The organism is Hydrogenophaga sp. (assembly GCF_025699295.1).
Classification (GTDB): Bacteria; Pseudomonadota; Gammaproteobacteria; order Burkholderiales; family Burkholderiaceae_C; genus Hydrogenophaga.
This window is the reverse complement of record NZ_JAILWB010000023.1, coordinates 37,605-49,613: the sequence shown is the minus strand read 5'-3', so window position 1 is coordinate 49,613 and position 12,009 is coordinate 37,605. Positions and strand designations below refer to the sequence as shown.

The 12,009-nt window shown below is 65.2% G+C and carries 11 protein-coding genes; 8 read left to right on the top strand and 3 right to left on the bottom strand.

Annotation, left to right across the window (positions count from 1 at the left end):
* Positions 1-131 precede the first annotated feature (131 nt).
* A complete protein-coding gene (locus K5880_RS20380) occupies positions 132-1,052 on the bottom strand; it encodes a DUF6279 family lipoprotein (RefSeq protein WP_297656809.1) in 921 nt (306 codons plus the stop codon).
* Between K5880_RS20380 and glmU the strand changes: the two genes are divergently transcribed.
* Complete coding sequence (glmU, locus tag K5880_RS20375; protein WP_297656806.1) at positions 1,051-2,472, top strand: bifunctional UDP-N-acetylglucosamine diphosphorylase/glucosamine-1-phosphate N-acetyltransferase GlmU; 1,422 nt, start codon at positions 1,051-1,053, stop codon at positions 2,470-2,472. The genes K5880_RS20380 and glmU overlap by 2 nt on opposite strands.
* A 121-nt stretch (positions 2,473-2,593) precedes the next feature.
* Here glmU and K5880_RS20370 read toward each other — a convergent pair whose 3' ends face one another.
* Positions 2,594-3,358 (bottom strand): DUF2726 domain-containing protein, encoded by a 765-nt coding sequence (locus tag K5880_RS20370; RefSeq protein WP_297656803.1) that lies wholly within the window; start codon positions 3,356-3,358, stop codon positions 2,594-2,596.
* Positions 3,359-3,510: 152 nt separating this feature from the next.
* Positions 3,511-4,017 carry an Lrp/AsnC family transcriptional regulator gene (locus K5880_RS20365; RefSeq protein WP_297656801.1) on the bottom strand — a complete coding sequence of 169 codons (507 nt, stop codon included), beginning with the start codon at positions 4,015-4,017 and terminating at the stop codon, positions 3,511-3,513.
* Between the two features lie 136 nt (positions 4,018-4,153).
* On the opposite strand from K5880_RS20365, the gene glmS reads away from it, so the two are divergent.
* The 7 genes from glmS (at position 4,154) to thpD (ending at position 11,992) form a co-directional block, all read left to right on the top strand.
* Entirely contained in the window at positions 4,154-6,010 is a 1,857-nt protein-coding gene (gene glmS, locus K5880_RS20360) for a glutamine--fructose-6-phosphate transaminase (isomerizing) (protein ID WP_297656799.1), read from the top strand.
* Between the two features lie 200 nt (positions 6,011-6,210).
* Positions 6,211-6,423 (top strand): hypothetical protein, encoded by a 213-nt coding sequence (locus K5880_RS20355; protein ID WP_297656797.1) that lies wholly within the window; start codon positions 6,211-6,213, stop codon positions 6,421-6,423.
* Between the two features lie 141 nt (positions 6,424-6,564).
* Complete coding sequence (locus tag K5880_RS20350; protein WP_297656795.1) at positions 6,565-8,286, top strand: flagellinolysin; 1,722 nt, start codon at positions 6,565-6,567, stop codon at positions 8,284-8,286.
* 380 nt (positions 8,287-8,666) lie between these two features.
* A complete protein-coding gene (gene ectA, locus K5880_RS20345) occupies positions 8,667-9,206 on the top strand; it encodes a diaminobutyrate acetyltransferase (protein WP_297656793.1) in 540 nt (179 codons plus the stop codon).
* A gap of 89 nt (positions 9,207-9,295) precedes the next feature.
* Positions 9,296-10,591: a diaminobutyrate--2-oxoglutarate transaminase gene (gene ectB, locus K5880_RS20340; protein WP_297656790.1), complete on the top strand. Its 1,296-nt coding sequence runs from the start codon at positions 9,296-9,298 to the stop codon at positions 10,589-10,591.
* 55 nt (positions 10,592-10,646) lie between these two features.
* Positions 10,647-11,036 carry an ectoine synthase gene (locus K5880_RS20335; RefSeq protein WP_297656787.1) on the top strand — a complete coding sequence of 130 codons (390 nt, stop codon included), beginning with the start codon at positions 10,647-10,649 and terminating at the stop codon, positions 11,034-11,036.
* Between the two features lie 14 nt (positions 11,037-11,050).
* Complete coding sequence (gene thpD, locus K5880_RS20330; RefSeq protein WP_297656784.1) at positions 11,051-11,992, top strand: ectoine hydroxylase; 942 nt, start codon at positions 11,051-11,053, stop codon at positions 11,990-11,992.
* Positions 11,993-12,009 lie beyond the last annotated feature (17 nt).

Here is a 12,009-nt window from a genome sequence, read left to right as displayed (position 1 = left end):
CAAGTCTTGTATGCAAGACAGATGCACCAGGCTCGTGCGCGGCCGGTGTCCATCAGCCTTGCCCGCACCAAAGCGCGCCATGCGTGGCGCTGAGCGGGCGGTTTTGGTGCCAGCCGGCGGGCTGGCAGGGCTCAGCGCTGCGCGCTCAGCGTACGCAGGTCGTTCTCGTAGCCCTGGAGCGCGCCCACCACGCTGGCGCGCTGTTCGGCCGTGCTGCTGTTGTGCAGGGCGGCGAACTGGGTGCAGCCCTGCTGCACGAGCGCCTGGCTGTAGGCTTCGTAGCCGGGCGTGGGCGACTGGCGCAGCCGCGCCAGGTGTTCGCGCACGAACTGCTCGGCCTTCTGCGGCTCGGCCTGCGCGTTGCGCACGGTCTGCAGCAGGTCGGCCTGGCGCCGCAGCCGTTCGGCCTGCGTGCGTTGCGGGTCGAAGGGGGAGGCTTGCAGCTGTGCGCGCAACAGCGCGCGCTGTTCGGGGCTCAGGGGGCCGTAGAACGATTCGCTGCGGCTGACGGCCTTCTCCAGGCGTCTCTCGAGGCGTTGTGCGGGGCTCCCGCGCAGAAAGTCCCGTTCAAATTCTTCGTTGGTCCTGGCCTGCCGCTGCTGGAGGTTGTCGAGTTGCGTCGGGCTGAGTTGCAGGGCCAGACGGGCCAGGGGTTCCACCGCCTCGGCGGCGGCGCGGTCCAGGCGCGCGCGCACCTGCTCGAACTCGGCGCAGATCTGGGCCGGTGTGACCCTGTCGGGTGCCATGAACTGCCACTGGCGCAGCAGACCGGCGTAGGCGGGCAGTTCCTGGCTGCGGTGCCACTGGAAGAAGCTGTCCAGGTCCAGACGTGTCTGCACCGACTGCGCGTCGTTCAGACCCACGTGGCGATCGATCCACCAGTAGCTCAGCGTGGGCGCCTGGTTGTAGGCCAGGCGTGTGGCCGTGCAGGCCGCAAGCACGAAAGCCAGTACCAGCACCGCGCCCGCACGCCGCACCCGGGGCGCGATAATCCGCCGCTGGGGCTGGCCGGCAAGAACGCTGCGCAACCCGTCTCTGAAAGAGGTGTTCATGTCGTTCCCTGTGGATGTGGTGGTGATGGCGGCCGGCAAAGGCACGCGCATGAAGAGCCAACGGCCCAAAGTGTTGCACCGTTTGGGCGGTCGCGCACTGGCCCAGCACGTCATCGACTGCGCGGCGCGGTTATCGGCGCGTTCGGTGGTGGTGATCACGGGGCATGGCGCCGAACAGGTCGAGGCCGGCCTGAGCACACCAGTGGGAGCGGGCGACCACGTGGCCCCGCAGTTGCGCTTCGTGCGCCAGGAACCTCAACTGGGCACCGGCCATGCGGTACAGCAGGCGGTGCCGGTGCTGGCCGACGACGGCATCGTGCTGATTCTCAATGGCGACGTGCCCCTGATCGGACAGGCCACGCTGGAGGCCTTGCTGCAGGCCTGCGACGGGAAGCACCTCGCGCTGCTGAGCGTGGACACGGGCGGCGACGCCACCGGATATGGCCGGATCGTGCGCGCCATGGACGCCGACCGGTCGGTGCATGCCATCGTGGAGCACAAGGACGCCAACGAAGCGCAACGGCGCATCACCGAGTGGTACAGCGGCGTCATGGCGGCGCCGGCAGCGCTGCTCAAGCCTTTGCTCAAGAGCTTGACCAACGACAACAGCCAGCAAGAGTACTACCTGACGGATGTCGTCAGGCACGCGGTGGCGCAGGGGCTGGTGGTGCGGGCCATCACCACGCACGACGCGGTGGAGGTGGCTGGCGTGAACAGCCCGGTGCAACTGGCCGATCTGGAACGCGCCTACCAGCAGCGCCAGGCGGATGCGTTGATGGAGCAGGGCGTGCGCCTGGCCGACCCGGCACGGCTGGACGTGCGCGGAGAACTGCTCTGTGGCCAGGACGTGGAAATCGACGTGAACTGCATATTCGAAGGCCGCGTGAAGCTCGGCGACGGCGTGCGCATCGGTGCGAACTGTGTCATCGCCAACGCCGCGATCGACAACGGCGCGCAGATCCATCCCTTCACCCACATCGATGGCGAGGCACTGGGTGTGTCGATCGGTCGTGGTGCGCTGGTCGGGCCATTCGCTCGACTGCGCCCCGGCGCGCAGCTCGGCGAGCAGGTGCACATCGGCAACTTTGTCGAGGTGAAGAACAGCACACTGGCCGCGGGTGCCAAGGCCAACCACCTGGCCTATCTGGGCGATGCGACCGTGGGCGAACGGGTGAACTACGGCGCGGGCAGCATCACCGCCAACTACGACGGTGCCAACAAGCACCGCACCGTGATCGAGGCCGATGTGCACGTGGGCAGCAACTGCGTGCTGGTGGCGCCCGTGACCATTGGCGCGGGTGGTACCGTGGGCGCGGGCTCCACCATCACCAAGAACACCGCCCCAGGCGCCCTTGCAGTGGCACGCGGCAAGCAAGTGGCGCTGGACAACTGGCAGCGTCCCACGAAAAAGAAAACCTGAGAAGCCCGCATCTTCGGCGCGAGGATGCCTGTTCCAGAGTGTCCGCGGAACCGGCTCCGCCGGGCCGCAGGACACGCCCCCTTGAGGGGGTCACGCGAAGCGCGGCCGGGTGTGTCCTCTGTTACCCCCCGCGCACGTCGAGCGAACTGCCGTCGAAGCGGCTGTCTCCCGGGGCGCGACTGTTGCCGAAACTGCTGTCGCCGTTGAGGCGTCCATGGTTGTTGCGGCGACCATGGCCGTTGAGATCCATCAGGCCGCTCATGCCCATGACCTCCGACTCGCGGAAACCGGTGTTGTGGCTGCTGTGCTGCTGGTCGAAGCCGGAGAACTGGCTCTCCAGCTGTTGCAATGCGCTCTCGCGTCCTTCTTCCCGGGACTTGGGTTTGGGGAGCTCGGCCAGATTCAGCTGCGCCCGGAAATCGGCCGGCGATGGCATGCGGTGGATGCCGTTCTTCAGGAAGACGAAGCGCACGCCGGCCGTCTTGAGGATCCGGTTTTTCATCTTGACCTTGTGCGCCTTGGCCTTGGCGTCACTCAGGTGGTGTTGCTCGATGTCGAACGCGAAACTGGGCCGGCCATCCGGGCCGCACACCACGAAATCCACCTGCTGTTCCTGCAGCCGCTGTTCGGCGCGCTTGCGGTCGGCGGCCCGGCGCACCGTCAGCATGTCCTTGAGCGGCATGTTGGGCAGGACCACCTGCCCGGGGAATGTGTCCTGCAGATAGTCGAGCATGTGCGCCTGCTCCGGTGTGAGAATCCGGTGCGGCGAGTACCGGTCTTCCCGGCCCGACGATGCCCGCCCGGCCAGGCGCCGGACCACCCAGACGCCGAGCGCCAGCACCACCAGGGCGGCGACGGCGGCCAGGGTGATCGTCAAAACATCCATACAACCTCCTTGAACCAGACAGATACGGTTGTCTGGGAGCATTTTAGGAGCGTGTTACAAGAGGGAAGGCCCGTCAACCGTTCGTGGCCGACGCAAGGGCTGCTTTTGTGCGGTTTGCATCAATACCATCCCGCATGTGCACGCGAAGGTATTCATTTCCGCGCGGCGGCATGCGGTCGGCCCAGTGGCAGACGGGGGTCGAACTTGGCCCGTTTGAGGCTGAAAAAGGCCTTTATGTTGCGCACGTTCGCGTCGCTGGTGAACAGTTGCCGGGCGAGTTCCAGGTAGGCCGGCATGTCGTTGCAATGCACCACGAGCATGAAATCCGGCCCCGGGCTCACCCTGTAGCACTGTTGCACTTCGGGCGCGAGCACCACGCGCGCCTCGAACGCGTCAAGCTGTTCCGCGCCCTGGCGCTCCAGCGTCACCTCGACCAGCGCCGTCAGGCCGTACCCCTGCAGCGGTGCGAGCCGGTCCGCGCTCAATATCGCGACTTCGCGCTCGATCAGTCCCAGCTGGCGCAGGCGCTTGACGCGCCGCAGGCTGGTTGGCGGAGACAGGTGCGCCAGCTCGGCAAGCGCCTGATTGCTGCGCGAGGCGTCGGTCTGCAGCAGCTCCAGCAGCCGCAGGTCGGCCTCATCTATGTCGATTTGTTCCATGTTGATCATTGAAATGGAATATTTGATTATTGTGTTCGCTGAAAGAAATATTTGGCCAGTTTTTTCAGATGTTTGACCATTAATTTCGTTGCTGCCTGTTTAGCATCACGCCATCTCAACATTTCAGGAGCGGAGCATGTGCGGCATCGTGGCAGGAGTTTCCGGGCGTGACATCGTGCCCGTGCTGGTCCAGGGCCTGCAGCGGCTGGAGTACCGTGGCTACGATTCCTGTGGCGTGGCGGTGCACAGCGATGGCCTCAAGCGGGCGCGCAGCACGGCCCGGGTGGCCGAACTGATGCAACAGGTGCAGCAGGAGTCGATTGCCAGTGGCACGGGAATTGCCCACACCCGCTGGGCCACCCACGGCGCGCCCGTGGTGCACAACGCCCACCCCCATTTCAGCCATGGCCCGGGCACCGCATCGGGCGCGGCCGGCCGGGTTGCCCTGGTGCACAACGGCATCATCGAAAACCATGACGAACTGCGTGCCGCGCTGCAAGCCCGGGGCTATGTGTTCGAGAGTCAGACCGATACCGAGGTCATTGCCCACCTGGTCGACTCCCTGTACGAGGGCGACGTGTTTGCCGCACTGCAGGCGGCGGTGGCGCAACTGCACGGGGCTTTTGCCCTCGCAGTGTTCCACAAGGACGAGCCGCACCGCGTGGTCGGCGCGCGCGCGGGCTCGCCCCTTGTGCTGGGCGTGGGTGAGGGGGCGCGTGAACACTTTCTGGCCAGCGATGCGATGGCGCTGGCAGGGGTTACCGACCAGATCGTGTATCTGGAAGAGGGCGACCTGGTCGATCTGCAGCTCGGGCGCTACTGGGTGCTGGACGCCGGCGGCCGAGCGCTCGGTGTCGAACAGCGCCCCGTGCGCACCGTGCTCGCCCACAGCGGCGCGGCCGAACTCGGCCCCTACCGTCACTACATGCAGAAGGAAATCTTTGAGCAACCACGCGCGATCGGCGACACGCTCGAAGGCGTCAATGGCGTCACGCCCGAGCTGTTCGGCGACGGCGCCTACAGCGTGTTCAAGGAGATCGACAGCGTGCTCATCCTGGCCTGCGGCACCAGCTACTACAGCGGCTGCACGGCCAAGTACTGGCTCGAGAGCATCGCGAAGATGCCTACCCAGGTGGAGGTGGCCAGCGAATACCGTTACCGCACCAGCGTGCCCAACCCGCGCACGCTGGTGGTGACCATCACCCAGAGCGGCGAGACGGCCGACACGCTGGCCGCGCTGCGCCACGCGCAGAGCCTGGGCATGAAGCACACGCTCACCGTGTGCAACGTGGCGACGTCAGCCATGGTGCGCGAATGCGAGTTTGCGTACGTCACCCGCGCAGGTGTCGAGATCGGCGTGGCCTCCACCAAGGCCTTTACGACGCAACTGGCGGGCCTGTTTCTGCTCACACTGGCGCTGGCGCAGGTGCGTGGTCACCTCAGCGAGGAAGCCGAAGAAGGCCACCTCAAGGCCATGCGCCACCTGCCGGTAGCCCTGCAGGCCGTGCTGGCGCTGGAGCCACAGGTGATCAGCTGGGCGGAGGACTTCGCGCGCATGGACAACGCGCTCTTTCTCGGCCGCGGCCTGCACTACCCGATTGCGCTGGAAGGCGCGCTCAAGCTCAAGGAAATCAGCTACATCCACGCCGAGGCCTACCCGGCCGGCGAACTCAAGCACGGCCCGCTCGCCCTGGTGACGGCGGCCATGCCGGTGGTCACGGTGGCGCCCAACGACACGCTGCTGGAAAAGCTCAAGAGCAACATGCAGGAAGTACGCGCGCGGGGCGGCGTGCTGTACGTGCTCGCCGACGCAGACACCCGGATCACCAACAGCGAAGGCGTTCACGTCATCCGCATGCCCGAACACTACGGCGTGCTGAGCCCGCTGCTGCATGTGGTTCCGCTGCAGATGCTCGCGTACCACACGGCGCTGGCCAAGGGAACCGATGTCGACAAGCCGCGCAACCTGGCCAAGAGCGTCACGGTGGAGTGAGCGCGGGCTGGGCGAGAACAATCTCACGCAGTACCCGATACCTTCACGCAACTGCATTCCTGCGGTCAAACAGGTGTGGCAGCATGGACTCCAGTCTTGGGACGAAGGCCTTCGCGGATTGGTCGGATCGGAGCGCAATGCCCGGCACGGCCAGCAGCGGCAACTGTCTCGCAAGGCCCAACGCCAGTGGGGAGAAGTCCATGTTCACCTACATGATCTACGGAGTGCTTCGCGGTTCTCGCGAGGGCTTGTTGTTCCACAGTTGTGTGCCTGATCTGGGACGGCATCCCGAGTTGTGGGCGGACGAATGCCCGTTTCCCATCGCCAGCGTGGCGCATGTGCACATCGAACTTGCTGCCAGCCCGCCGCCATCCGAAGGTGTCAACGCGACGCGGCTTCCACACGCCGCCTGACCGTGTGGAGCGCCGCCGGGCGGCGGCCCCGGGGCGTCATTCAAGTCGTCCTTGCGTTCGTCGATAAGGTTGCAAGCGTCGGCAGCATGGGCAGGGCAATTCCCGAGCCCCGGATCGATGCGACCACCCTTGGAGGGGCCAGTGTCCATCAGCGTCAACACGAACACCATCTCGATCGCGGCGCAGCGCCACGCGTCGAAGGCGGCGGCTTCGCTGGAGACGACGATGCGGCGCCTGTCATCGGGCCTGCGGATCAACTCGGCCAGGGACGATGCCGCCGGCCTGGCCATTTCCGAGCGGATGACCAGCCTGGTTCGTGGCAGTCAGCAGGCCAGCCGCAACACCAACGACTCCATTTCCCTGTTGCAGACGGCGGAGGGTGCGCTGAGCAGCATCACTTCGAATCTGCAGCGCATCCGCGAACTGGCGGTGCAGGCCGTCAATGGCAGCTATTCCGCGACTGACCGGGCAGCCTTGCAGGGCGAGGTCTCGCAGCTGGCGCTGGAGATCGAACGTACGGCGGGCAGCGCGAGCTTCAACGGCAAGCAGTTGTTCAACCAGAGCCGCGACAGTGTCGTGGGTGATGCGGCCCAACTGGCTGTGCTCGATGGTCTGCAGGGCGCAGGTGGCTGGCTGGAGAACAGCGAGCGCATGATCCGCGACCTTTTCGGCATCAGTGGCGACGGCGCGGCCATCAGCATCGAACTGACCACGTTCACCGACGGCGCAGGCGGTACCGCAGCCAGGGTGGTGTCGTCTGTCGGTGGCTCGGGCTATGGCACCAATCTTCGGATGCAGATCGACATGGCCGACTTCACGCCAGCGAACCTGCCCAATGGTGGCTCAGGACCGTTCTTCAACGATCGCATCATCGCCCACGAAATGGTGCATGCGGTCATGGCGCGTTCGACCAACTTCGGCAACCTCGCGAACAACCCCAACGCCACCTGGCTTCTGGAAGGCGCTGCGGAATTCATTCACGGCGCGGACGAGCGCCTGGCGAGTGACATCGCTGCCGCAGGAGGTGGCGCCGCGGGGCGCGCCGCCGTGGTTGCCGCGGTGGGCGATGGCTTTTCCGGGTCGAGCCTGGACTACTCGGGCGGTTACGCGGCCACGCGTTACCTGCACGAACAACTCAAGCAGGCCGGTGGAACGGGGCTCAAGGATTTGATGCAGTACATGAGCCAGAACCCTGCGGCCACACTGGACGACGCGTTTGCCAACGCCACCAACGGGCTCTATGCCAGCAACGCCGACTTCCTCTCGGACTTCGCGGTCAACGGTGCCGCTTACGTTGCGACCCTGGATCTTGGCAACGCCGACACGGGCGCCATTGGTGGCCTGGACGCGGATGGCGGCGCCATCAGGACCGCCACAAGCGTGGTGTCCAACGGCGCGACCGCTGGCAGCACCGACGTGCTCTCGGGGTTCGCCGAGAGTTTCGAGCAGGTGGCAGTCGCCGCGTCGGCCCAGAACTCGCTGATTTTCCAGGTGGGCGCCAACATGGGCGACACGGTTGCCGTCGGTCTGGGTGCGGTCAATCTCTCGGCCCTCGGGCTGGACGATCACGACGTGGTCAACGAAGCCGCCCGTGTCATCCGCCAGGTCGACCGCGCGCTCGATCACATCACAGCCGAACGCGGCAACGCGGCGGCCCAACTCAACCGGTTCGAACGCATCGTCGATGGTCTGCAGGAGCAGACACAGAGTGCGTCCGCCGCGCGCGGCCGCTTGCAGGACGCCAACTTCGCTATCGAGACCACCGAGATGACGAGGGCACAAATCATCCAGCAATCCAGCACGGCCATCGTGGCACAGGCCAATGGGTTGCCGTCGATGGTGCTGGCCCTGCTCAGACTCTGAACGCGCGCAACGGGCATGCCGATTCGAGGCATGCGCATGGGTCCAATACGGTATTCACGACGCGCCGCCATCCAGTGCGCGCGCTGCCTCATATCCCGGATTCTGAAACATCGGGTTGCAATGAACGGCATATCGGGTTAACCTAAAAAAGGACGAGGCACTGAGCTCTCGTTCCGTTGGCTTCCCGATGTGGCGCGTGCGCTTCATCCCTTCAGCGAAGCCGATGATCGTTCAACGGCCAGATGGTCGCTTGAGTTTTTTTGTAGGCCCGTGCTTGCACGGGCCGGCCAGCCGCGGTGCCCGCCCTTGTGGCGTTGACGCGGTGTGGCACGTTCAAGTGCGAAGTGCGCACGGAGCGTGTCACCAAGACAACCCAGTGCATGACCAGTACGTCCGTCGAGAACCCGACAGCATCCGCCATCGCCCTTCACTTTCGCGCAGCGCAGCCTCACGACGGTGCCCACCTGTGGCGCCTGGCGCGCGCTACCGGCACGCTGGAGGTCAACTCCGCGTACTTCTACCTGCTGTTCGCCTCGGACTTCGCCGACACCTGTCTGGTGGCCGAGCACGAAGGGCAGGTGGTCGGCATGGTGATCGGTTACCGGCCACCCACCGATCCGCGTGCGGCCTTTGTGTGGCAAATCGGGCTGCTGCCCGAGTACCAGGGCCTGGGCCTGGGGCCGCAACTGCTGGATCACTGGTTTGAACTGCCCGCCTTTTCGGCCTGCGCGTTCGTGACCGCCACCGTGGCGGATGACAACCCCGCGTCGCAATCGCTGTTCCGGCGGTTCGCGCGCGCGCACGGTGTCGCCTGTGAAGAGACATCCCGATTCACGGTCGACATGTTCCCGCATGAGCACCCTTCCGAGCCGCAGTTCCGGATTGGTCCCATCCGGCGCGGTGTTTCGCCGCGTGCATGACTCAGGGCGTCCGCTGGCGCTCATTCTTGCGTGAATCGGCGAGCGATCTCTCGTCCAACCTCGCGCAATCCAACCCCGAAGGAAAACACATGAACACGTTTGAACAATTTGAATCCGAAGTGCGAGGCTATTGCCGCAGCTTCCCGGCCGTTTTCAGCAGTGCCAAAGGTGCATGGATGACCGACATTGCCGGGGAGCGGTACCTGGACTTCTTTGCCGGCGCAGGCGTTCTCAACTACGGCCACAACCCGGACAAGATCAAGCAGGCGTTGCTGGGCTATCTGATGCGCGACGGCATCACCCACACGCTGGACATGTACAGCCAGGCCAAGCAGCGTTTCATCGAGCGCTTCAACGAGGTGATCCTGCAGCCACGGGGCCTGCACTACAAGTTCCAGTTCCCGGGACCCACCGGCACCAACGCGGTGGAAGCGGCGCTGAAGCTGGCCCGCAAGGTGACGGGCCGCGAACAGGTGGTGGGCTTCACCAATGCGTTCCACGGCATGACGCTGGGGGCGCTGGCCGTGACCGGCAACAGTTTCAAGCGCGCGGGTGCCGGCGTGCCGCTGGGCCACAGCGCCTCGGTGCCGTTTGACGGCTATCTGGGCCAGGACGTCGACACGCTGACCTATTTCGAGGCGATGCTGCACGACAGCGGCAGTGGCATGGACAAGCCGGCCGCAGTGATCGTGGAGACGGTGCAGGCCGAAGGCGGTGTCAATGTGGCGAGCGTCGAGTGGTTGCAGCGCCTGCGCCGCATCACGTCCGAGCACGGCATCGTGCTCATCGTGGACGACATCCAGGTCGGGTGCGGTCGAACCGGCGCGTTCTTCAGTTTCGAGGAGGCCGGCATCGTGCCCGACATCGTCACGCTGTCCAAGTCGCTCTCGGGGTACGGTCTGCCGCTGGCGCTGGTGCTGATCAAACCCGAACTCGATCAATGGGCGCCAGGTGAACACAACGGCACCTTCCGTGGCCATTGCCCGGCGTTCGTGACCGCCACGGCGGCATTGACGTTCTGGGAAGACGAGCGCCTGCAGCAGGCCGTGGTCAGGAAAGGCCAGACAGTGCAGCGCCGGCTGGAGAAGATGGCGAAAAAGCTCGTACCCGATGCCCGCGTGCGCGGACGCGGCCTGATCTGGGGCATTGAATTCAATGACACAGCGCTGGCCACGCGCGTCTCGCAGGCCTGCTTCGCGCGTGGCCTGATTATCGAAACCGCCGGCATCGACGACCAGGTGCTCAAGATCCTGCCAAGCCTGACCATCAGCGAAGACGAACTGAAGCACGGACTCGACGTGATCGAGGCCAGCCTGTCGGCTGTGCTCGACGGAACCGATGGCGCTACCGACGAAGAGGCGCGCACCCTGGCCGAGGTTGCCTGATTTCCGCCCGCGTCTCTCGACAACCATCCGCTTACTGAAAACAAGGAGCCATTTCATGATCGTGAAACACCTCGACGATGTCCTCAATACCTCCGCCGACGTGGACACCGAGGGCTGGACCAGCCGCCGTCTGATCTACAAGGACGCGGGCATGGGCTACTCGGTCAACGACACCATCATCAAGCCGGGCGCTGTGCTGGAAATGCAATACCGGAACCACCTGGAGACCGTGTACTGCATCGAAGGCGCCGGCGAGATCACCGATCTGGCCACGGGCGAGACGCACCCGATCCGGGTGGGCACGCTCTATGCGCTCAACAAGCACGACCACCATGTACTGCGCGCGAACAAGGGCACGCACATGCGCATGGTGTGCGTTTTCAACCCACCGCTGACGGGCCGCGAGGTGCACGACGCCACCGGCGCGTACGCGCTGGCCGACTGACAGGAGGTCCCGACATGATGAGCATGACCGCCATGGGCGCGGCACAACCGGTTCTTTCGAAGCCGCGCGACGACGACCGTTACCCCTCGCGCTTCGGCACGCAGGGACAGATGAAGGACCGGCTCGACCCGGTGGTGTGGGGCACGCCCGAGCAGGGCTCGCTCAGCAACAGCCAGTTGCTGTTCTACGAGGACAACGGCTACCTGAACTTCGACCAGTTGCTCGCGCCCGACGAAGTGCAGGCCTGCCTGGCCGAGTTGCAGCGACTGCGCGGCGACGAGGCCCTCAAGAAGACTGACGAGGCTGTGGTCGAACCCGGCAGCCGCGAACTGCGCTCGCTGTTCGCGGTGCACCGCAGCAGCGAGGTGTTGAAGGCCTTGTGCGAGCACCCCAAGCTGGTGGCCATTGCCCGGCAGCTGCTGGGCAGCGACGTCTACATCCACCAGTCGCGCATCAACTACAAGGGCGGATTTCGCGGCAAGGAGTTCTACTGGCATTCGGACTTCGAGACCTGGCACGTCGAGGACGGTGTGCCCGCGATGCGCTTGCTGAGTTGCTCCATCGCGCTGACCGCCAACACGCCGTACAACGGGCCGCTGATGATCGTTCCCGGTTCGCACCAGCGCTACGTGACTTGCGTGGGCGCCACGCCCGAGGACCACTACAGGCACTCGCTCAAACAGCAGGAGGTCGGTGTTCCCGACGACGGCTGCCTCACGCGCCTAGTGCAGGACTTCGGCATCACTGCGCCCACCGGTCTGGCCGGATCGGTCACCTTCTTTGACTGCAACGTGATGCATGGTTCGAGTTCCAACATCACGCCGCTGCCGCGCAGCAACGTGTTCGTGGTCTACAACAGCGTGCACAACACGCCGGTCGATCCCTTCTGCGGCCTGGCGCCGCGCCCCAACTTCATCGCGGAGCGGCGGGACTTCACGCCCGTTGCACCACGCTGAATCTTCGATTCAAGGAG